Source organism: Amycolatopsis sp. NPDC051758, assembly GCF_044453095.1.
GTDB lineage: Bacteria > Actinomycetota > Actinomycetes > Mycobacteriales > Pseudonocardiaceae > Amycolatopsis.
In genome coordinates this window covers 1-19,612 of sequence record NZ_JBITCJ010000027.1, presented here as the reverse complement: position 1 = coordinate 19,612, position 19,612 = coordinate 1, and the positions used below count along the sequence as shown (strand labels likewise).

At 71.4% G+C, this 19,612-nt stretch carries 19 protein-coding genes; 9 read left to right on the top strand and 10 right to left on the bottom strand.

Features of this window, described 5'->3' with window-relative positions; genetic code table 11:
• Positions 1-7 precede the first annotated feature (7 nt).
• Positions 8-880, top strand: a complete 873-nt coding sequence (locus ACIA5G_RS52930) for a TauD/TfdA dioxygenase family protein (RefSeq protein WP_395938030.1) — start codon at positions 8-10, stop codon at positions 878-880.
• A gap of 13 nt (positions 881-893) precedes the next feature.
• The gene (locus tag ACIA5G_RS52925) at positions 894-2,111 is read left to right on the top strand and encodes a cytochrome P450 (RefSeq protein ID WP_395938029.1); all 1,218 of its coding nucleotides are present in this window, start codon (positions 894-896) and stop codon (positions 2,109-2,111) included.
• A 37-nt stretch (positions 2,112-2,148) separates the two neighbouring features.
• Here ACIA5G_RS52925 and ACIA5G_RS52920 read toward each other — a convergent pair whose 3' ends face one another.
• The gene (locus ACIA5G_RS52920; RefSeq protein WP_395938027.1) at positions 2,149-2,877 is read right to left on the bottom strand and encodes a hypothetical protein; all 729 of its coding nucleotides are present in this window, start codon (positions 2,875-2,877) and stop codon (positions 2,149-2,151) included.
• Positions 2,878-2,912: 35 nt separating this feature from the next.
• Here ACIA5G_RS52920 and ACIA5G_RS52915 point away from each other — a divergent pair, with 35 nt between their 5' ends.
• Both ACIA5G_RS52915 and ACIA5G_RS52910 read left to right on the top strand, forming a co-directional pair.
• A complete protein-coding gene (locus ACIA5G_RS52915) occupies positions 2,913-3,263 on the top strand; it encodes a hypothetical protein (RefSeq protein WP_395938025.1) in 351 nt (116 codons plus the stop codon).
• A complete protein-coding gene (locus ACIA5G_RS52910) occupies positions 3,264-4,691 on the top strand; it encodes a caspase domain-containing protein (RefSeq protein WP_395938023.1) in 1,428 nt (475 codons plus the stop codon). It begins immediately after the preceding gene.
• Here the strand turns inward: ACIA5G_RS52910 and ACIA5G_RS52905 are convergent.
• Both ACIA5G_RS52905 and ACIA5G_RS52900 read right to left on the bottom strand, forming a co-directional pair.
• Positions 4,591-5,640, bottom strand: coding sequence for a hypothetical protein (locus ACIA5G_RS52905; protein ID WP_395938021.1), 1,050 nt, complete (start codon positions 5,638-5,640; stop codon positions 4,591-4,593). The genes ACIA5G_RS52910 and ACIA5G_RS52905 overlap by 101 nt on opposite strands.
• Positions 5,637-6,062 carry a winged helix-turn-helix transcriptional regulator gene (locus ACIA5G_RS52900; RefSeq protein WP_395938019.1) on the bottom strand — a complete coding sequence of 142 codons (426 nt, stop codon included), beginning with the start codon at positions 6,060-6,062 and terminating at the stop codon, positions 5,637-5,639. Before ACIA5G_RS52900 ends, ACIA5G_RS52905 begins: the two co-directional genes overlap by 4 nt.
• A gap of 28 nt (positions 6,063-6,090) precedes the next feature.
• Between ACIA5G_RS52900 and ACIA5G_RS52895 the strand changes: the two genes are divergently transcribed.
• A complete protein-coding gene (locus ACIA5G_RS52895) occupies positions 6,091-6,666 on the top strand; it encodes a hypothetical protein (RefSeq protein WP_395938017.1) in 576 nt (191 codons plus the stop codon).
• A gap of 11 nt (positions 6,667-6,677) precedes the next feature.
• On the opposite strand, the gene ACIA5G_RS52890 is transcribed toward ACIA5G_RS52895, so the two are convergent.
• The 3 genes from ACIA5G_RS52890 to ACIA5G_RS52880 form a co-directional block, all read right to left on the bottom strand.
• Positions 6,678-8,177 carry a serine hydrolase domain-containing protein gene (locus ACIA5G_RS52890; protein ID WP_395938015.1) on the bottom strand — a complete coding sequence of 500 codons (1,500 nt, stop codon included), beginning with the start codon at positions 8,175-8,177 and terminating at the stop codon, positions 6,678-6,680.
• A 431-nt stretch (positions 8,178-8,608) separates the two neighbouring features.
• Positions 8,609-11,443 (bottom strand): PQQ-dependent sugar dehydrogenase, encoded by a 2,835-nt coding sequence (locus ACIA5G_RS52885; protein ID WP_395938013.1) that lies wholly within the window; start codon positions 11,441-11,443, stop codon positions 8,609-8,611.
• Positions 11,444-11,562: 119 nt separating this feature from the next.
• Positions 11,563-12,102, bottom strand: a complete 540-nt coding sequence (locus tag ACIA5G_RS52880; protein ID WP_395938011.1) for a TetR/AcrR family transcriptional regulator — start codon at positions 12,100-12,102, stop codon at positions 11,563-11,565.
• An 80-nt stretch (positions 12,103-12,182) separates the two neighbouring features.
• Here ACIA5G_RS52880 and ACIA5G_RS52875 point away from each other — a divergent pair, with 80 nt between their 5' ends.
• Positions 12,183-13,124 (top strand): NADP-dependent oxidoreductase, encoded by a 942-nt coding sequence (locus ACIA5G_RS52875; RefSeq protein ID WP_395938009.1) that lies wholly within the window; start codon positions 12,183-12,185, stop codon positions 13,122-13,124.
• On the opposite strand, the gene ACIA5G_RS52870 is transcribed toward ACIA5G_RS52875, so the two are convergent.
• Positions 13,072-13,440: a MerR family transcriptional regulator gene (locus ACIA5G_RS52870; RefSeq protein ID WP_395938007.1), complete on the bottom strand. Its 369-nt coding sequence runs from the start codon at positions 13,438-13,440 to the stop codon at positions 13,072-13,074. The two genes, ACIA5G_RS52875 and ACIA5G_RS52870, sit on opposite strands and share 53 nt — an antisense overlap.
• Positions 13,441-13,533: 93 nt before the next feature.
• Here ACIA5G_RS52870 and ACIA5G_RS52865 point away from each other — a divergent pair, with 93 nt between their 5' ends.
• The gene (locus tag ACIA5G_RS52865) at positions 13,534-14,631 is read left to right on the top strand and encodes an NADH:flavin oxidoreductase (RefSeq protein ID WP_395938005.1); all 1,098 of its coding nucleotides are present in this window, start codon (positions 13,534-13,536) and stop codon (positions 14,629-14,631) included.
• A 23-nt stretch (positions 14,632-14,654) separates the two neighbouring features.
• On the opposite strand, the gene ACIA5G_RS52860 is transcribed toward ACIA5G_RS52865, so the two are convergent.
• Genes ACIA5G_RS52860 through ACIA5G_RS52850 form a run of 3 tightly spaced genes read right to left on the bottom strand, consistent with a single transcriptional unit; the run spans position 14,655 to position 16,899 of the window.
• Positions 14,655-15,071, bottom strand: a complete 417-nt coding sequence (locus ACIA5G_RS52860; RefSeq protein ID WP_395938003.1) for a DUF6924 domain-containing protein — start codon at positions 15,069-15,071, stop codon at positions 14,655-14,657.
• An 18-nt stretch (positions 15,072-15,089) separates the two neighbouring features.
• Complete coding sequence (locus tag ACIA5G_RS52855) at positions 15,090-15,671, bottom strand: SDR family oxidoreductase (RefSeq protein ID WP_395938001.1); 582 nt, start codon at positions 15,669-15,671, stop codon at positions 15,090-15,092.
• 10 nt (positions 15,672-15,681) lie between these two features.
• Complete coding sequence (locus ACIA5G_RS52850) at positions 15,682-16,899, bottom strand: MFS transporter (RefSeq protein ID WP_395937999.1); 1,218 nt, start codon at positions 16,897-16,899, stop codon at positions 15,682-15,684.
• A 46-nt stretch (positions 16,900-16,945) separates the two neighbouring features.
• Between ACIA5G_RS52850 and ACIA5G_RS52845 the strand changes: the two genes are divergently transcribed.
• Positions 16,946-18,388 (top strand): PLP-dependent aminotransferase family protein, encoded by a 1,443-nt coding sequence (locus tag ACIA5G_RS52845; RefSeq protein WP_395937997.1) that lies wholly within the window; start codon positions 16,946-16,948, stop codon positions 18,386-18,388.
• 166 nt (positions 18,389-18,554) lie between these two features.
• Positions 18,555-19,355, top strand: coding sequence for a polysaccharide lyase family 7 protein (locus ACIA5G_RS52840; RefSeq protein ID WP_395937995.1), 801 nt, complete (start codon positions 18,555-18,557; stop codon positions 19,353-19,355).
• Positions 19,356-19,612 lie beyond the last annotated feature (257 nt).

The window sequence follows — 19,612 nt, the reverse complement described above, 5'->3', positions numbered from 1 at the left end:
GGAAACCATGGAGCAGTACGAACTCGACGCGGTCAAGCGGATCACGACGCGGCCCGCGCGCGACTACCGGACGTTGGCGGTGCGGGGCCTGACCCCGATCATCGGCGCCGAGGTCACCGGCCTCGACCTGACCCGGGAGCTGACCGAAGAGCAGCTCACCGAGCTGAAGACGGCCTTCCTGGACCACCACGTGCTGGTGTTCCGCGACCAGGACATCTCGGTCGAGGACCACAAGCGGCTCGCCGCGAGCTTCGGCGAGCTGCGCCCGGTGAACCCGCCGCCCGAGCACGGCGACCCGTACATCCTCGAGGTCGCGACCGCCCCGGAGTCGGCCAACGTGTTCGGCAACGGCTGGCACGCCGACGGCACCGCCGACGCCGAGCCGTCGCTGGGCTCGATGCTCCACATCACGCGGATGCCCGAGCCGGGCAGCGGCGGCGACACGCTCTTCGCGAACATGCACCTCGCGTACGACATGCTGTCGCCGAAGCTCAAGGAGCTGCTGGCCGGGCTCACCGCGATCCACGATGGCGCGCACGCCTTCCGCGGCCACAAGATCCCGGAGGGCTACGAGCCGCCGGCCAGCGAGCACCCGGTCGTCGTGCGGCACCCGGAAACCGACCGGCCGCTGCTGTACGTCAACCCGGCTTACACGTCACGCATCCCGCAGCTGTCGGCCGACGAGAGCCAGGCGGTGCTCGACCTGCTGTTCTCGATGGTGCCGAACCGGCCGATGCTGGCCTGCCGGGTGCGCTGGGAGCCGGGCACGCTGGTGTTCTGGGACAACCGCTGCGTGCAGCACCACGCGACGTACGACTACTACCCGCACACCCGCTTCGGCCACCGCATCGCGATCAACGGCGGCCCGCTCAAGGGCTGAAGGAGCTCCCCCGATGTCTTCCGAACCCGTGGTGGACCTGCGCGACCCGGCCGTCCTCGACGATCCGATGTGCGGGTACGACCGCATCCTCGCCGAGTCGCCGGTCTGCCGGGCCCGGCTGCCCAACGGCGAAGAGGGCTGGCTGGTCACCCGCAGCGCCGACGTCCGCGCCGTGCTCTCCGATCCGGCCGTGCGCAACGATCCGGCCGGCCTGCCGGGCACGGGGGCGCAGACGCAGGAGGAGGCGTTCCTCGCGCTGGGCACACCGCCGGAGCACCTGCCTTACCTGCGGGCGAGCCTGCTCAGCCTCGACGGCGCCGAGCACACCCGGCTGCGCCGCAGCATCAGCCACGCCTTCGGCGCGACGCGGGTCGAAACGCTGCGCCCCCGGGTGCAGGAGATCGTCGACGGCCTGCTCGACGACCTCGGCGCGGCGCCGGGGACGGTGAACCTGCTCGACGAGTACGCCTACCCGCTGGCCATGGCCGTGGTCTGCGAACTGGTCGGGGTGGACGAAGCGGACTGGGCGGACTGGTGGCGCTGGGGCAAGGTGCTGGTCGACGGCGACCCGGCGCGGGTCACGCCGACACTCGGCGAGATGTTTTCCTTCTGCCACAAGCTGGTCGACCAGCGACGGGCCGAGCCGCGGGACGACCTGCTCAGCGAGGTGGCCGCCCAGGACGACCTGACCGACGTCGACATCGTGGCCCTGGTGGTGTTCCTCGTGCTCGCCGGGCACGAAACCATGGCGCACATGCTGTCCAACGCGGCGCTGGCGCTCATGCGCGACCCCGCCCAGCGGGAGCTGCTGCGCACCGAGCCCGAGCTCTGGCCGGCGGCGGTGCGTGAGCTGGTGCGCACCGACGGCCCGGTGCAGCTCGCCCGCTTGCGTTACGCCGCAACGGAACTCGAGGTGGGCGGCGTGCGGATCGGCGCCGGTGACGCGGTGCAGGTGGTGCTCGGCGCGGCCAACCGCGATCCCGCGCAGTTCGCGCACCCGCACCACGCCGACGTCCGCTGGCAGGCCCGGCACGGCGGCCGCGAAGGCAGCGTCGGATTCGGCTGGGGACCGCACTTCTGCCTCGGCGTGGCGCTGGCGAAGGTGGAGGCCGAGGTCGCGCTGCGCACCCTGTTCGACCGGTTCCCCGGAGTGACGCCGGTGGCCGAGCCGGCCTGGGTGCCACTGCCGCGTGGCCGGCACCGCGTCCACCTGGAGGTTCGGTTGCGCTGAGTCGCACCAGACGCGTTCGGCCCGCTCTGCTCCGGCCTCAGGCGAGATCGTCCACCAGGTCGGGGAAGTTCTCCGTGTAGCCGAGGAGCAGCAGGCGCCGCTGCGGCAGCAGAGCGGTGAGCTCGGCCCAGCCGGCGGCGTCAGGCGCGCCGAAGAGATGCTTCAGGTCGGCGACAACGGCCTGAGCCTCGTCAAGCGACGGGGCGGCCGGCCGGTCGAACCCGAGCAGTGACGCGCCGATCCCCACGTGGCGGTAGCCGTGGGTGGCCATCCGCCGGATGATCGTGTGGTTCTGGAAGACGTCCCAGTCGGCGGTGAAGTAGCCGTTGGGGATGCCCGCGACGGCGAGATCGTCCCTGGGCACCGGCACCCGCTGGACGAGCACGACGTCGTCCAAAAAACCGTCCGGGTTCCGGTTCACCTCGACGAGGGCCGCGACGTCGGCTTCCCCGCCGAGGCGCGCGCCGGGGAGCTCGTCCCACGCGACGCGCAGTTTGGTGTCGTCGAGGGCCGCGGCGACGTGCGCGACCCGGGCGTCGTCGGCCCGGCGGCGGGCGGCGGGGTCGTCGCCGGGGTCCCCGTCGTCGAACCAGAGCCGGTCGTCTTCGGTGGCGTGCCCGCTCGTGTACAGGCATTGGCCGACGTCGTCGAGGGTGCAGAGGATCCGGGCCGGAGCGTGTTCGGCACGCAGTCCGGCCAGCACGTCGAGCAGTTCGGTGAAGGTGCCGATGCCCGCCAGCCGCGCCACGGTGTTCGTGTCCGCCATGGGGCGCATGATGCCAGCGCACTAGGATACGAGGCGTGACGGGGACCACGGTTTTGATCACGGTCGAGGGCGAAGAAGACGCGCTCGGCCTGCAGCGATGGCTCGAGGAGGACTTCCCGGGGCAGGTGCGCCTGCACAACCGGGCCGGCGGCGCGGGCACGATGGGGCCGGCGCTCGACACCGTGTCGCTGGTGGTCACCAGCGGTTTCACCGGGATGACCACGGCGCTGGTGGCGTACCTCAAGACGCGGGGCATGAAGGTCGACATCACGGTCAAGGCCGGCGACAAGACCGTCGTGCTCAAGGGCGAACGGGTCCACAAGAGCGCGATGAAGGACCTCAACAACACCGCGGCGGCCCTGGCCAAGCAGCTCGGCGGGGAATGAATGCGCCTGGCCGACCCCGAGAGGTCCAAGGCGATCCTGATCGGCGCCGCTCAGTACGACGATCCGGAGCTGGCCGACATCGCCCAGGCGCGGGCCAACGTGGCGGACCTCGCCGCGATCCTCGTCGACCCCGGGCTCGGCGGCTTCCGGCCGGAGCACGTCCGCACGATGGTCAACCCCCGGCACAAGGACGACGCGGGGCTGGAGATTTCACGCTGGTGCCGCACCGCCGAAGACACGTTGCTCGTGTACTACGCCGGCCACGGGCTGGTCGACGTCAACGGTGAGCTCCTGCTGGCCACGAGTGACACCTTCGAGGCCGAGAAGGAGCACCACTCGCTGCGGGTCGAGATGCTGCGCCGGGCCATCAAGGAGAGCCCGGCGCCGATCAAGGTCTTCATCGTGGACTGCTGCTACTCCGGCCGCGCCTTCGGCCAGGTCATGTCGGACGAGGCGTCCGGGGTGCTCGAGCAGATCGAGACGCGGGGCATGTGCGGCCTCGCGTCGGCGCCGCGCCACCTGGCGGCCCTGTTCGTCGAGGGTGAGCGGCACACGGTGTTCTCGGGTGAGCTGATCAGGGTGCTGCGGGACGGGCTGCCCGGCGAGGGGCCCGTGCTGCCGGTGTTCACGGTCTACCAGCAGCTCCGCCGGCGGATGCGGGACCGCGACCACCCCGAGCCGAAGATCGTGCACAGCGACTCGGTGGGGCAGTTCGCCCTGGTCCGCAACCGGGCCCACCGTCCGGCGGACACCCTGCCGCCGAGCCGGCCGATCAGCCCGCCGAGTCCCCCGGTGACGCCGCCCCGGACCACCCGGTCGCCCCTGCGCACCATCGCCGAAGCCGACGCGCTCGCGAACGGCTTTCCCCGCGGTGACACCACGAACGTCGAGCTCGCCTCGGCCGCCGGGCACCCGATCTGGCCCGTGTTCGCCCGGCTGCGGTTCGTGACGGCGCTGGCCCGCGCCGGTGAGACGTTCTTCGCCGAGAGCGCCATGCGGAAGTTCCAGCCGCCGGACACCGCGCGTGCGGTCACCGCGGTCAAACGCTTGCACACCGACCTGGGCAACAGCGGGGTGTGGGACGACCCGAGGTGGGACACCGGCGACCTGGTTCCGGCCACGGCCGACGCGGAGGTCACCGACGTTCAGGCCCGGCACCTCTGGGGCGTGGCCATGGCCATGCTGCTCGCCGCCGCCGAGCTGCCGACCGCGGTGCGCGTCCAGGCCATCCGCGAGCTCGCCGACCTCGGTCACCACGACGAGGCGGAGTGGATCGCCCGGGGTGTGCTCCGCGACCGGCAGGCCGATCCCGCGCTGGCCGCCGGGGTCAGGGCCTTCCTGCCCCGGGCAGGAGGCGGAACACCGGGTCCGACCGGCGCAGGGTTTCCAGCACCACCGCGATCCGGCCCGGGGTCACCCCCGACCTGATGAGCGGGGCCAGTTCGGTGACCGCCCGGTACCCGCCCCAGCCCGCGGCCGCGGCCGCGACGACCGCCGTGACCAGCAGGACGACCAGCAGCCAGCCCGGCGGGCCCCAGAAGAACAGCGTGACCAGCGCCGCCACGGCGACGAGGCCGGCGGCCAGCGCACCGATCCCGGTGAGGCGACGTTCCATGGCGCCGATCGCGTTCTCGACCACGCTCACGGGGGCGATTTCGACCGCCTGGGTCCCGGTGAGCCAGTAGATCACGAGGGACACGAGCAGCGGCACGACCAGGTACCCGCCGACCACCGCCGCCGACGTCAGCAGGACGTCGGCGAACACCGCCAGCTCGAACGACGCCATCACGGCGATCAGCACCGCCGCCAGGCCGGTCCCGGCCACCGCCGCCAGCAGCAGCCGGCTGCTGTAGTGCTCCACCGCGAAGTCGGAGTCACTCAGGCCGTCCTCGGTGAAGACCACCACCACGGCGACGGCCGCGGCGGCGGCGAGGGAAACGGTGGTCACGTTCAGCACCTCGTCCCAGCCGGGACCGAAGTCGACGAAGATGTCGCTGAGCAGTGAGGCAGCGGCGAAGAACGGCAGCCTGATGATGGCGTCGTCCACGCCTTCGGAGAAGGACACGGCGAGCACGCCGACGCCGATCAGCACCGCCGCCACGATCCCCAGCGGCAGCTGCGGCATGTGGATCGCCTCGGTGAAGTGCGTCGCGCGCTGCGCGATGATCACCGCGATCCCGATGGCCAGGGGGAAGACGCCGAAGCCGAAGTCGTAGAAGTCGGCGATCCCGGCCAGCGCCAGCAGGGTGCCGATGCCGATGGCGACCCACGACCCACCCGTGACCACACCGGAGCTTCCCGGCGGAACGGTGACAACGAGGTGCGCGAGCAAACCCGCGATGCCCGCGACGATCACAACAAGCCCAGCCCTGATCACGACAGGTCAGCGTACCCGGCGAGCACGACGCTGTCGGCGCAGCTCATCACCGAGTCCGGCGCCGTCCCGCCCTGCGTGCGCCGCAGGTGGGCCTCACCCCATACCCGGACTCCTTCGACGACGGGCAGGAGAGTCGTCCCGTAGGGCGTGAGCCGGTAGAGCACGCGCGCCGGGACCGGGCCGGTCACCACACGTTCGACAAGCCCGTCGGCTTCGAGCTCACGCAGCTGTTCGGCGAGCACCTTGGGCGTGATCGGCGTGCCCCGGCGGCGGAGGCCGGCGAAGTGGGACTCGCCGTGGGCGAGCCAGTAGAGCAGGGTCAGCTTCCACTTCCCGCCGATCGCGGCGAACGCCGCGGCCATCGGGCAGCCGGGCAGCGGGTTGGGGCGCGCGGGGTTACCTGCAGGTGCCTTCTTGTCCATGCCGGTGCTCCACTCCGATAGTCGGACCATGACCGTGCCATACAAGCGAATCCTGATCGCCGTCCTTTCCGCCCTCCTGCTGGTCGCGACCGCGGCGTCGGGCGGCGCGGCAACGCCTCCCGCGTCGCCGGCGAGTGGCCAGCAAGACTTCGACTGGGAGATCGGCACCTGGCGCAGCACGGTGCGGGTCCTCGCCGAGCCGCTCTCGGAATCCGCCGACACGTGGCTGCAGTTCGCGGGCACCAGCACCGTACGTCCGCTCCTGGACCGGCGGGCGAACGTGGTGGAGTTCGTGGTGTCGGGGGCCGCCGGAAGCATCAACGCGCTCAACATGCGGCTGTACGAACCCCAGGCCCAGCGGTGGAGCCTGACCTTCGTCAACCTCCGCGACGGCCTGCTCACCCCGTCGGTGTACGGCGGTTTCCACAACGGCGCGGGCGAGTTCTACGGCGACGACCAGCTCGCCGGCCGCCCGATCAAGGTGCGGTTCCTGATCTTCCGGCCGGGCCCGGACGAGGCGAGGTTCGAGCAGGCGTTCTCGGCCGACGGCGGCACGACGTGGGAAACGAACTGGCTGGCCGTGGATCGCCGGACCCGCCGGTAGCGGACGAGCGCTCAGCGTGGTGCGCGGGCGAAGGCGCCGACCGGCATCGTCACGTCGGCGCTGGACGCCCCGCACTCGAGCATCCACAACGCCGCCGCGGGACCGAGTTCCCGGCCCAAGGTGCCGAGCGCGTCCGGATCGGGGGCGGCCGCGCGCGCCTGCTCCACCCCGCGTACGAACGCATCCGGGTCCCAACCGCCCGGGTCGGTGTCGCCGAGGCTGCGCGCCCCGCCGGTCATCGCCTTCAGCGTCGTGGCCGGCAGCGGGTCGGTGACGCCGAGCAGGCCGTGGGTGCGTTCCCCGGCCAGCACGCCCATCCAGCGCGAGCTTTCCGGGGTGGGGCGGGGACCGGTCCAACGGGCTCGCCCGTCCATGTCCGGGAGGCTTTCCGGCGCGCCGGACACGGCCCAGCGGCCGGCCCACTCGACGGCCAGCCCCGGAGCGCTGCGGCTGGCGGGGTTGTGGAACCGCGCCATGTCCCACCGGTTGCCGACCGCGACGGCGGCGAGGTCGCGGTGCGGCCAGACCCGTGCCTCCCACCAGAACCCCCACGGGAACGCCGCGGTGTGCCCCCACCACCAGTCGTCGCCGAGCTCCGGGTCGGCGAGCTCGAGCGTCAGGCCGGAGAACGACCGGACGCCGTGGCTCGGGCGCGCGACCCGCGGGGTCACCATGGCCGCGAGCGACTCCGGCCGGACGAGACCGTGGTCGCCCCGGGCGGTGCGCAGCAAGGACTGCAGCAGCCGCCCGGCGTCCGCGACGCTCGTGTGCATCCCGACCCCCGGGTAGGCCGAGGTGCGCAGCGGCGGGCTCGGCAGGCACCAGTCGCCGAACGCCATGTACCCGGTCGCCTGCTCGCCGGTCCGGTCCGGTGCGCCGGTCGCCCACGGATCCCGCGTGCCGTCGTTGATGCTCGTGGTGTCCATCCCGGCCGCGGCGAACACGTGCTCGTGGACACGCGCACCGTAGGGTTCGCCGGTCAGGTGCTCGACGGCGCCGCCCAGCACGCCGACACCGAAGCTGGAATACGAGTAGGGACCCGGTTCGGTCACCAGCGGCAGCGCCCCGCCGTACTCCACGGCGCGCCCGGATTCGTGACGGCGCCGGACGAAGTCGAGGACCGGTTCGGCCGGTGCGGCGTGCGCCGTGGCCGTGACGATGTCGCCGTAGTAACCACCTTGGTGCGCGGCCAGCATGGCCGCGGTGACGGGCGCCGGGTCGAGCCCACGCAGCCCCGCGGGCAGCACCTGGTCGATCGGCGTGTCCAGGCCGAGCAAGCCGGCCTCGACCAGCTGCATGAAGGCCAGCCCCGTGACAGGCTTGGTGAGCGACCCCGCCGGCGCCACCGTCTCGCCGGTCATCGGCGTGCCGGCGCCCAGGTCCGCAAACCCGGTCGCGGCGGTGCGCAGCTCGGCGCTGGTCGCCACCGCGACGGCGACCCCGGGAGTGCCGGTGACCGCCGCCAGCCGGGGCAGGACGGTGTCGAGCGCCCCCATCACGTCGTCGAGCATGCTTCTCCTCGCCAGGTGCCACGATCGTGTGCCCGTTCGGCAGGAGATCATCCCCCGCTCCGGGGAAGCCGTGTGCCACCGGGTCCCCGCGAGGCTGATCTATCCTGGCTCGCAAGCCGCACGAGCAGGAAGGTGCATGTCCGGGCCAGGACCGGTGGCGCGTTGTTCCACGCCTCGGACCGCGCACTTTCCGCTGAAGTCACCCTCGAGATCTGGCCCTGCGCGCCCGGCGAACCACCGGATTCCGCCGAGGACTGCGTCTTCCACAACGGATATGGAGTGAAGCCGACCTTCGCCTTACCCAAAGCGGGGCTGCACCGGACTCGGTGATGAGCTGCGCCAACCCCGTCATGCCTGCCCACGCGACTCAGCCGACGAAAGCGACCCGCCTCCGAACTTCCGGAGGCGGGTCGCTTTTACTCACTCAGGCGTCACCAAGGACGGTCGACGGCCCCGGCCGCGACGGTGTAGGTGATGTAGCCGCCCTGGAAGTCGCTGCGGTACACCCCGTTCGACACGTACTCGTCGGTGGTCGGGTAGTGCAGGTAGGAGCCCTCCCACCCGAGCGCCTTCCAGCGCTTGCGGATCTCGCCCTTCACCGCGTGCGCACCGGTGGCCACCGTGTAGTAGATCGAGTGCTCGTAAGCGCCCTGCAAGAAGTGGTTGTACCGGCCGGCACCGTCCGGCGTGCCGGTCTCGTCCGTGGTCGGATAGCCCAAGCCACGCTCGTAGTCCAGCGCCGCCCACTTCTTCCGGATCTCCCCGTAGAGCGCGTGCGCGCCGGTCGCGACCGTGTAGTAGATCGAACCGACGTTGGTGCCCTTGACGAAGTGGTTGTAGCGACCGATGCCGTCCGGCGTGCCGGCCTCATCCGTCGTCGGGTAGCCCAGGCCACGCTCGTAGTCCAGCGCCGCCCACCGCTTCCGGATCTCACCGTAGATCGCGTGCGCGCCCGTCGAAGCCGTGTAGTAGATCGACCCGACGTTGCCGTTGTTGTTGAAGTGGTTGTACTGCGCCACACCGTCCGGAGTGGACACCGTGTCACTCGTCGGCGGGCCGAGCTTGGCGTGGCCGCCGAAGGCGATGTACTTGTCCCGCACCGGACCGGTGATGAACTTCGTGCCACCCACGGCACTCCAGTACAACCGCCCGTTGGCATACGTGCGGTAGTGGACCGTGCCGTCGGTGACCTCGGCCGCCGTCGGCGCGCCCAGCTTCGCGCGCAACGCCGCGTCGCCGTCATAGCGCTGGTCGATCGGCGTGGCGTAGTTCGCTGTCAGCGTCATGTCGGTCGTGCCGACGGTGACCACCCACGTGGTGCTCGTCGGACCGCCCTGCCAACTGGTGAACTTCGAGAGACCGTCGGTGCCCAACGGCGCGGCCTCGACGTCGAACGTCGCGCCTTCCGTGACCATCGCCGAGCTGACGCCGCCCTCCACCGGGATGCTCAAGGCCGCCGGCTGCGTGCCGACCAAGGTGATCCGGTGCTCACGCGGTCGCGCCACATAAGTCTTGGACGCGGTCACCCCGGCGCTGTCGGTCACCGTCGCCGTGAACTCCATCCGCGAGTCCGGGTGCTCGGTGAACGGCTGCGCAAAACTCGCTCCCGTCCCGCCGACTCCCGGGTGCGAGTGACAGGTCGACTCACTCGGGCAATGCCGGACCGCCGTGGTCCACGTGATCGGCAAGGCACCGTCCTCGGCGTCCGCCGCGGTGCCGCCCAGGCTCACCTGCTGGTTCACCGCGAACGTCGCGGTGTCACCCGGCGTGGTCAACGTGAGCTCCGGGGTGTGGTTGCCCGGCGCCACCTTGACCGTGGTCGTGCCGGTCGCGCCCAGCGGGTCCCGCACCGTCAGCTTCGCGGTGAACGACTCGGTGCCCGCCGCGTAGACGTGGTTCACCTTCGGGCCCGCGTCGGCCGCGGTGGCCCCGTCACCGAAGTCCCAGTCGTACTTCAGCAGGTCGTTGTCGTAGTCGACCGACGCCGAGCCGTCGAAGGAAACCGTGCGGGTGTCCGGGTCCGTGGTCGACGACGCCGCTGCCACCGGCGCGGTGTTGCCGGCGGTATAGGTCAGCCGCCGCAGCTTCCCGGTCAGGATGTCCGAGTAGACGACGTCGCCGTTCGGCGCGGCCGCGAACTTCGTCGGGCCGCCGATGTCGGTGAAGACCGGCGGGTTCTGCGGAGCCTGCGTGAGCTTGCCCTGGTCGTCGTACTTCATCGTCCAGATCTTGTGCGTCACGTAGTCGCCGAAGAAATACGAACCGCGGTAGGCGGCCGGATAGCTCGATCCGTTGTAGACGATGCCGCCCGTGACACTGTTGCCCTGCATCGCACCGGTGCCGTGCAGGTACTCGAAGATGGGCGGCTGGTTCGCCACGCCGACACAACCCGCGAGCCCGCTGTACCCGGGCGTCGGGTGATTGCCTTCCCAGCACGGCCAGCCCTGGTTGGCGCCGCGCTGCACGACGTCGACCTCTTCCCAGGTGTTCCAGCCGACGTCACCGGCCACCGGCAGGCCGAGGTTCGGGTCGATGCTGAACCGGAACGGGTTGCGGAACCCGCGTGCGAACACCTTGCTCGCCGTCGACGACGGGTTGGCGGCGTCGTAGTAAGGGTTCCCCGGCACCCCCTTGCCGTCCGGGGTGAAGTGCAGGATCTTGCCGTACGGCTGGTTGACGTCCTGGGCGCGCAACGCTCCCGGGTCCACCTGCGTGAAGTCGCCGCTGTCCCCGATGGAGGTCCACAGCGTGCCGTCCGCGGCGGCGATGACGCCGTTGATGCCGTGCACGTTGTGGATACCGGGCACCTCGAACAGCGACTGCTCACCGGTCAGCCCGGTCGGCGCGCCCGCCGAGTCCACGCTCACGGTGAACCGCGACAGCCGCATGACAAAACCGGTGCCGACGTCGAGCGACCGCGTCAGGTAGACGCTGTGTGACGTCGCGTAGTCCGGCGCGACGGCCAATCCGACAAGACCGAGGTCGCCGATGACGCGGGTCGGCAGCGTCGCGAGCGTCCGCGGTGTCCCGGTGGCCGGGACCCACTGGACACGCCCGTCCTTCGCCGTGGCGAGAACGGACTGGTCGGGCAGGTACCCGAAGTCGGTCAGCTGGTACTGCCCCAGTCCCGTGTCCGTGTCCCTCAGCACGAATCCCTGCGGCAGAGCCGCGTCCGCGACCCCGGTGGAGATGACGGGCAGTAACGCCCCGGTCAGCACCGCCGCCACCAAGGCGTGTCTGAGTGCTCTGAGCCTTCCCAAAGTCATACCGGCCCCCTTCTAGGCGGTCGTTTATCGCCCGAACAGGGACACCGGTTGCACTCGATCGAGTAACGTAATCTTTTCGTGACCAGCCGGCCAACCACGGTTAAAGCCCACCGGCCGGGCTAAGGGACCAGCAGCCCGGAAAGCACCACACCCGTCAGGCGCCGCACCGCATCCCCCGGCGACGCGCGCACCGACGTCAACGCCCTCAGCCCCAGCCGGACATCCTCGAGCGTGACCCGCGGGCGCAGGACGCCCTCCTCCCGTGCGCGGTCCACCAGCCGGGCGAACACCTCGCCGTGCTCACGACGCAGCGGACCGTAGGACGGGCGGGCCAGCATCGCGTCCGTGAGCGGGCCCTGCCACTCGCCGAAGCGGTGGAACGTCCGGGTCAGCGCTCGCCGGACGTCCGGGTCGTCGAGAGCCGCGCCCAATTGCGCCGAGCACCGCGATGCCTGCTCGGCGAACACCGCCGCGACGAGGTCGTCCCGGGACGCGAAGTGCCGGTGGACCGTCGCGGTCGCCAAGCCCGCGCGCCGGGCTATTTCGCGGACCGGGACTTCCGTGCCCAGCCGGGAAAACGTCGTGTGGGCCACCGAAAGCAGGTGGCGGCGGTTGCGTTCGGCGTCCGACCGCCGGTTCTGCGTCACTTCCTCGCGCACGGCTCTCACTTCCCGCTGCCGGCCGATGATCACTTCTAGCGTGAACGCCGTCAGCCCACCGGAACTTCCCAGGAGTCCCCGTGTTCGCAGCCCGGTTCGAGCGGTTCGGCCCGCCCGGAGTCCTGTCCGTCGGTGACCTGCCGGAGCCGCACGCCGGCCCCGGCCAGGTGCGGATCCGCGTCCACGCGGCCGGGGTGTCGCCGGTCGACCTGGCCATCCGCGCCGGGAAGTCGCGGTCGCCGATCCCGCTGCTGCACATCCCCGGGGTCGACGCGGCCGGCGTTGTCGACGAAGCGGAGATCGACGGCGTCGCGATCGGCGACGAGGTCTTCGGCGCGGTCGACCTCGCCCGGCTCGGTGGCGCGACCGCCGAGTTCGCCGTCCTCGCCTTCTGGGCGGCAAAACCGCCGTCCATGCCGTGGGAGCAGGCGGGCGCGGCGGCGTCCGGGATCGAGACGGCCACCCGCGCCCTCGACCTGCTCGACGTCCGGCCGGGCTCGACCCTGCTGATCGACGGCGCTTCCGGCGGGGTCGGCAGCCTCGCCGTCGGTCTTGCGCTCGCGCGCGGCGCCCGGGTGCACGGCACGGCCGCGCCCGGCAACCAGGAGTTCGTCGCCGGGCTGGGCGCAACGCCGGTCCCCTACGGCCCGGGACTGCGTGAGCGCGTGCCGGGGCCGGTCGACGCCGCCCTCGACGTGGCCGGAAAGGGCTCGCTGCCGGAACTGGTCGCGCTGACCGGGGCACCGTCGTCGGTGGTCACGCTCGCCGACTTCAGCGGGCCGGAGCACGGCGTCCGCCTGTCGGTCGGCGCCCTGGGCGGTGAGCCCGACGGGCGGCACGGCCTCGCGGTCGCCGCGCGCCTGTTCACCGAGGGCTCGTTCCGGGTGCCCGTGCAGGAAGTGTTCGAGGACGCGGCCGCCGCCCACGCCGCCGCGGAACACGGCCCGCGGCGGGGAAAGCTGGTGGTGCTCAGTCCGGGCAGTGGTCCGCGGCGCACGACGCCGACGACGCGTTCTCGATGACGGTGTCGAGCTTCTTCCGGGCGGTCGCCAGCTCGGCCAGCTGGCGGTCGATGCGTTCCCGCTCGGCCACGAGCACGGCGAGCGCCTCCGGGCTGGTCTCCCCGGTCTCCACGCACGGCAGGATCGTGAGGATCGACTTGCTGGACAGGCCCGCGGAGTAGAACTGCTGGATCAGCCAGACCAGCTCGACACCGCGCTCCGAGTAGTGGCGGTGCCCGCCGGCGCTGCGCTCCGGGACGAGCATTCCCCGCTCTTCGTAGTACCGCAGGGCCCGCACGCTCACGCCGGACTTCGCCGCCAGTTCGCCGATCCGCATCGCCGCTCCCGGAGTGATCTACCGCACTCGAAGTTGAATCTCACGTCCACGTGAGGTTTTAGCGTAACAGGGAACTCAACCAAGGAGATCCCCGTGACGAACCCCCTGTCCCGCCCGCTCGTGCTCGGCGAGCTCACCATCCCGAACCGGATCGCGATGGCGCCGATGACCCGGGGGCAATCGCCCGACGGCGTGCCGACCGAGCAGCTCGCCGCCTACTACGCCCGCCGTGCGGCCGGTGGCACCGGCCTGGTCATCACCGAGGCGAGCTACGTCGGGCACCCGTCGTCCGGCGAACACGACCAGGTGTCACGCCTCTACGGCGACGCGGCCCTGGCCGGCTGGTCCCGGGTCGTCGACGCCGTCCACGACGCCGGCGGCGTGATCTTCCCCCAGCTCCAGCACGTCGGTATGACCCGCAAGCCCGGGCCGGTCCCGCACCCCGGCGCACCCGCCATCGGACCGTCCGGCGTGCCCGTCTCCGCGGACGGCAGCGCCGGCGAGCCCGGCCGGACGATGACGCAGGCCGACATCAACGCCGTCGTCCAGGCGTTCGCCGAGGCCGCGGCCACCGCCGAGCGCCTCGGCTTCGACGGTGTCGAACTCCACGGCGCCCACGGTTACCTCATCGACCAGTTCCTCTGGGCGGGCACCAACCACCGCACCGACGCCTACGGCGGCGACCTCCGCGCCCGGACCCGGTTCGCGGCCGAAGTCGTCGCCGAGGTCCGGCGGGCGGTCTCCCCCGGTTTCCCGGTGGTCGTCCGGCTTTCCCAGTGGAAGATGAACGACTACGGCGCCCGGATCGCCGAGACCCCGGAGGAGTTCGGGGTCATCCTCGACGCCCTCACCGACGCGGGTGCCGACGCCTTCCACGCCTCCACCCGCCGCTTCTGGGAGCCGGCGTTCGACGGCTCCGACCTGAACCTCGCGGGCTGGGCCAAGAAGCTGTCCGGCAAGCCCGCCATCACGGTCGGCTCGATCGGGCTCGACACCGAGTTCACCGCCGGCGAACCCGCGACGCCCACGAGCATCAGCGGGGTCCTGGACCGCCTGGAAGCCGACGAGTTCGACATGATCGCCGTCGGCCGTCCCCTGCTCGCCGACCCCGTCTGGGCCGCCAAAGTTGTTGCCGGCCGCGAAAACGAGGTCACACCGTTCACGCCGGCGGCGCTGGGCGTGCTGCACTAGCCTCCAGTGGGTTCGGCCCGCCTTCAGAACCCGCGGTGGACGCCGTCTTCCCCGGTCGACGACCTGAAGTCCGCCCAGTCCATGTTCGCCAGGTTGATGTTGTTCTCCACGCTCCACAGCTCGGCCGGCACCACGCGGAACGGCCGGAGGTCCCGCGTGTCGCTGTCGGCGGTGGGCAGGACCCGAACGGCGAGGACGGGGTGGTCGGCGCTCGTGAGCGTCACCTCGTCGGCGAGGAAGGAGACGATCGGCCCGTCCGTCTGGAGTTCCTTCAGCGCTTCGGCGTCCAGGCCCTCGAACGCCGGGTCGTCCACCGGGGTGACGTTGGCGAGGAAGTCGTCCTCACTGGGTGTGCGGACCTCCTCGACCAGCGCCGCCCAGGCGGCGTTGTCGCCGAACCACGTGCGGACGAGGACCGGGATGCTCGGCAACGCTGTCATGCCAACGACCCTAGCGGCTCAGTCGACGATGGTGACGACACCCGAAGGCGCGTCGAGGGCCTCGACCGTCAGCTCGGCCGCGCGGTCGATCCGGACCCGCGGCTCCGCGGGCTTCGCGTCTTCGTTGTACGTGCCGGGGCCGTAGAACTGGCCGTAGCTCAGGACAACACCGCCCTCGGCGAGGACCGACCGCTCGAGGTCCGCGACGGCCCGCGCGTCAGGGCCGTCGGGCAGCGGCCAGGCGACGCTCTGGGCGAAGATCTTCGGCGAGCCGCTGCGGCGGGCGGCTTCGATCAGGTTGTGGTTGCCCTCGGTGCGGATGCGGGCGTTGCGCTCCGCGTGGTCGCCGATCTTCGTCACGTCGTCGGGCAGGTCGGTGAGCTCGTTGAGGACGACGTCCGGCTTGAAGTCGCGGACGGCTTGGATGAGCTCGTCCCGGTCGAAGACGTCGCAGAGGATCGCGACGGCGCCGAGGCGGACCAGCGGCTCGACCTTGGCGGCCGAGCGGGTCATGGCGCCGACCTCGTGGCCGGCCGCGACCAGGAGCGGGACGAGCCGCTGGCCGAGCACACCCGTGGCGCCGGCGAGGAATACCTTCATCGTGTTCTCCTTAATCCACTGTGGACGGTTTGCGGGGGATGCTGCGGTCGGCGGCCCAGACCAGCAGCGCGGCGACGCTGAACCCGGCGCCCAGGACGCAGACCGCGCCCCAGCCCCACGCGCTGTAGGTGGCTGTCGCCGCGACGGCGCCGCCGCCGAACCCGACGGAGTAGTAAGCCATGTTGCTGCCGATCAGCCGGCTGCTCGAGTTCGGGTCGACCCCGACGATCAGGTGCTGGTTGGTGACGTGCACGGCCTGCCCGGCGAAGTCGATGACCACGATCCCGACGAGCAACGGGATCAGCGAGTGCGGCAGCCACGCGATCGGCAGCCAGGACACCGCGAACAGCGTCAGCGTGACGCCGGTAACCCACTGCGCCCGGCCGCGGTCGGCCAGCGCGCCCGCCCGGGCCGCGCCGATCGCGCCCGCCGCGCCGACGAGGCCGAACAGCCCCACCTCCGACGTCGACAGGTGCCAGGGTTCCGCGGACAGCGGCAGCGCCATCGAACCCCACAGCGCGCCGAAGCCGGCGAACATGAAGAGCGTGATCAGGCTCCGGACGCGGAACACCCGGTTGTGCACGGTAAGCGTGAACACCGACGTGATCAGCCGGCGGTAGGACACCGGCGGCCGGCCCGGCCGCTCCGGCGGCAGCCGGACACCGAGGACCACCGCGACACCGAGCATGAGCAGCGCCGAGACGACGTACACCGAGCGCCAGCCGAACGCGTCGGAGAGCAGCCCGGCCACCGTGCGGGCGAGCAGGATGCCGATCACGACGCCACTCGTCACGATCCCGAGGACCCGGCCGCGGGAGCCGGGACCGCTCAGCACCGCCGAGTAGGCGATGATCACCTGCTGCACCACGGTCGCGAGCCCGAGCACACCACTGGCGACGAAGAACGTCACCGGCCCCGGCGACCCGGCCACGGCGACCAGCGCGACGGCGGCGACCACCGAGCCCGCCGGGATGAGCACCCGCCGGTTGAGCAGGTCCCCGAGCGGCACGATCAGGAGCAGGCCGAGGAGGTAGCCGAGCTGGGTCACCGTCGTCACGAACCCGAGCCCGGCCGGCCCGACTCCGAGGTCGCGCCCGATCTCCTCCAGCAGCGGCTGGGCGAAGTAGATGTTGGCGACCGCGATCCCGCAGGCGACGGCCAGCAGGAGGGCGAACCGGGTGCTGATGGTGGGTGGTCCGGCGGACTCCCGGACGTCGAGCGTGCTCATGATTCCGACGCTAAGGCGAACCGGCTCAGGAGTATGGTCCATTTTCATGGCGGAAACGCGGGCCAATTCCGGCGGTCTCGGCGCCGATCTGCACCTGGACCACGTGGGTCTCCGCGGCCGCCACGGCCTGCGGACCTCGCTGACGGACGCCCTGCGCGAGGCCGTGCGCGCCGGACGCCTGCCGCCCGGCGCGAGGCTGCCGTCGTCCCGGACCCTGGCCGCGGACCTGGCGATCGCGCGCAACACCGTCGCCGACGCCTACGCGGAGCTCGTGGCGGAGGGCTGGCTCACCGCACGTCAGGGTTCGGGCACCCGCGTCGCCCAGCGCGCGGAACCCGGCCGGGCGCCGAAGGCCGGGACCGACCGCGTCGCCCTCGCGCGGCCGACACCGATCCGCACGCCCGGCACCCGGTTCAGCCTGCTGCCCGGCAACCCGGACCTGGCGAGCTTCCCGCGTGCGCAGTGGCTCGCGGCGGCCCGGCGCGCGCTGACGGCCGCGCCGCACGAGGCACTCGGTTACGGCGACGCGCGCGGCCGCATCGAACTGCGCACGGCCCTCGCCGGCTACCTGGCCCGCGCCCGCGGTGTGCACGCGACGCCCGACCGCATCGTCGTCTGCGCCGGGTTCGTGCACGCGCTGCGCCTGATCGGCGCCGTGCTGCACGGGCGTGGTGTGCGGACGGTCGCCGTCGAGGCGTACGGCGTGCCGCAGTACCACGACCTGCTGACCGACGCGGGGTTGCGGACCCCCGCACTCCCGCTCGACGAGCACGGCGCGCGCACGGAAGAGCTGACCGACGCCGGCGCGGTCCTGCTGACCCCGGCACACCAGTACCCCACCGGCGGCGCACTGAGCCCGGCCCGCCGCACCGGCGTCGTCGACTGGGCGCGGGCGACGGGCGGACTGGTGCTCGAAGACGACTACGACGGCGAGTTCCGCTACGACCGCCAGCCCGTCGGCGCGCTGCAGGGCCTCGACCCCGACCACGTCGCGTACTTCGGGACGGCGAGCAAGTCACTCGCACCCGGGCTGCGGCTCGGCTGGATGGTGCTGCCCCGTTCGGTGACGCGCGAGGTGATCGCGGCCAAGGGCCACGTGGACTGGGCCCCCGGCTCGTTCGACCAGCTGACGCTCGCGGAGTTCCTCACGTCCGGCGACTACGACCGCCATGTCCGCGCGATGCGGCTGCGCTACCGCCGCCGTCGCGACCAGCTGGTGGCGGCGGTGGCGTCGCGGGCGCCCGGGATCCGCGTGTCGGGCATCGCGGCCGGGCTGCACGCGGTGCTGGACCTTCCGGCGGGCACCGAGCGGGAGGTGATCGCGACGGCGGCGAAGGCCGGTCTGGCGGTCGGTGGGCTCGGTGACTTCGCGCATCCGTCCGTCCAGGGTGGTGACGGGCTCGTTGTCGGGTATGCGACTCCGTCGGACAGCGCGTGGTCGGGGGCGCTGGCGGCGTTGTGCGAGGTGCTGCCGCCGGTGACCGGGTAACCGCTTCCAGCCGAGGATGTCAATGCTTGACACGATGCGGCGCCGCTCTTAACCTTCAATTTCGCCGCCGGGTTGTCCAGACCATTTATTCACACCCGTGAACGAATGGTGGGACGGAGTGCGCCTGCGCTCCGCCCCGGGTCCTCGTCGCGAAAGGACACCCACGATGCGCGTGCGTGCCATGCTCGTCCTGCTGGCGGTTCCGGCCCTGGCCGCCGGATCCGCGTTGCCCGCGGTAGCCGAACCCACCACCGGAGCGATCGGCCAGAGCATCCTCGCCGATCCGTCCGTCGCCCCCGGCGGCAACTTCGACCTCGGGATCTGGCAGCTGCAGGAGCCGGTCGGCTCGCCCGGGTCGCCGACCACCATCTCGTCCTCGCGGCTGCAGGGCGCGAACGGCTTCCAGGACAGCTACTTCTACACCGACACCCGTGACGGCGCGATGACCTTCTGGGCGCCGGAAAAGGGCGTCACCACCCCGAATTCCAACTACGCCCGCTCCGAGCTGCGCGAGATGAACCGCAGCGGGTCGGCGGCCAACTGGTCGCTGAGCGGGTCGCACAAGATGAGTGCCACCCTGCGCGTGGTGTCGGTGACGTCGAACGTCTGCGTGGGCCAGGTCCACCTCGGCACCGGCGGGTCGTCGACCAAGCCCCTGCTCGAGTTGTACTACCGTTCGAGCGGCGACATCGTGCTGGGCACGGAGAACTCCCCCGACGGCGGGCAGACCCTGCACACCGTCGGCCATGTTTCGGTCGGCAAGACCTGGACCTACACGATCGGGATCTCCGGCGGCAACACCATCAACCTCACCGTCAACGGCAGCACGACGCACTACGGCATCCCGTCGTCGTTCAACGCTTACAAGCAGTACTTCAAGGCTGGTTCGTACAACCAGTCCTCGTCGAGCAGTACTACGAAGGGTGCTCGGGTCGCTTTCTACGGGCTGACCGTTTCGCATAGCTGACCTGGCTTCTTTTTTCAAGATACGGCTTCGCCGGGGCGTGGGAAATCGGCGCTTTCTCGTGGTTGCTTGCTGCTCGGTGCGGGAGCGCCGATTCCCCACGCAACGGTGTCCCTGCCGGGCCGCCGCTTCCACCTGATCGAGTGATGAACACGCGTTCGACTTTCGGTAATCTTGGTGCGTGGACAGCGAAACGGTGTGGCAAGCAGATGCGGTGGCCTTGGCCGACCGTGTCTCCGCGCTGCTCACTGTGGTGCGGT

What these genes read in the sequence shown, in the direction of transcription:
- ACIA5G_RS52930 (WP_395938030.1), top strand. Translation starts at nt 8, where the DNA reads ATGGAGCAGTACGAACTCGACGCGGTCAAGCGGATCACGACGCGGCCC.
- ACIA5G_RS52925 (WP_395938029.1), top strand. Translation starts at nt 894, where the DNA reads ATGTCTTCCGAACCCGTGGTGGACCTGCGCGACCCGGCCGTCCTCGAC.
- ACIA5G_RS52920 (WP_395938027.1), bottom strand. Translation starts at nt 2,877, where the DNA reads ATGGCGGACACGAACACCGTGGCGCGGCTGGCGGGCATCGGCACCTTC.
- ACIA5G_RS52910 (WP_395938023.1), top strand. Translation starts at nt 3,264, where the DNA reads ATGCGCCTGGCCGACCCCGAGAGGTCCAAGGCGATCCTGATCGGCGCC.
- ACIA5G_RS52900 (WP_395938019.1), bottom strand. Translation starts at nt 6,062, where the DNA reads ATGGACAAGAAGGCACCTGCAGGTAACCCCGCGCGCCCCAACCCGCTG.
- ACIA5G_RS52895 (WP_395938017.1), top strand. Translation starts at nt 6,091, where the DNA reads ATGACCGTGCCATACAAGCGAATCCTGATCGCCGTCCTTTCCGCCCTC.
- ACIA5G_RS52890 (WP_395938015.1), bottom strand. Translation starts at nt 8,177, where the DNA reads ATGCTCGACGACGTGATGGGGGCGCTCGACACCGTCCTGCCCCGGCTG.
- ACIA5G_RS52885 (WP_395938013.1), bottom strand. Translation starts at nt 11,443, where the DNA reads ATGACTTTGGGAAGGCTCAGAGCACTCAGACACGCCTTGGTGGCGGCG.
- ACIA5G_RS52870 (WP_395938007.1), bottom strand. Translation starts at nt 13,440, where the DNA reads ATGCGGATCGGCGAACTGGCGGCGAAGTCCGGCGTGAGCGTGCGGGCC.
- ACIA5G_RS52860 (WP_395938003.1), bottom strand. Translation starts at nt 15,071, where the DNA reads ATGACAGCGTTGCCGAGCATCCCGGTCCTCGTCCGCACGTGGTTCGGC.
- ACIA5G_RS52855 (WP_395938001.1), bottom strand. Translation starts at nt 15,671, where the DNA reads ATGAAGGTATTCCTCGCCGGCGCCACGGGTGTGCTCGGCCAGCGGCTC.
- ACIA5G_RS52850 (WP_395937999.1), bottom strand. Translation starts at nt 16,899, where the DNA reads ATGAGCACGCTCGACGTCCGGGAGTCCGCCGGACCACCCACCATCAGC.
- ACIA5G_RS52845 (WP_395937997.1), top strand. Translation starts at nt 16,946, where the DNA reads ATGGCGGAAACGCGGGCCAATTCCGGCGGTCTCGGCGCCGATCTGCAC.
- ACIA5G_RS52840 (WP_395937995.1), top strand. Translation starts at nt 18,555, where the DNA reads ATGCGCGTGCGTGCCATGCTCGTCCTGCTGGCGGTTCCGGCCCTGGCC.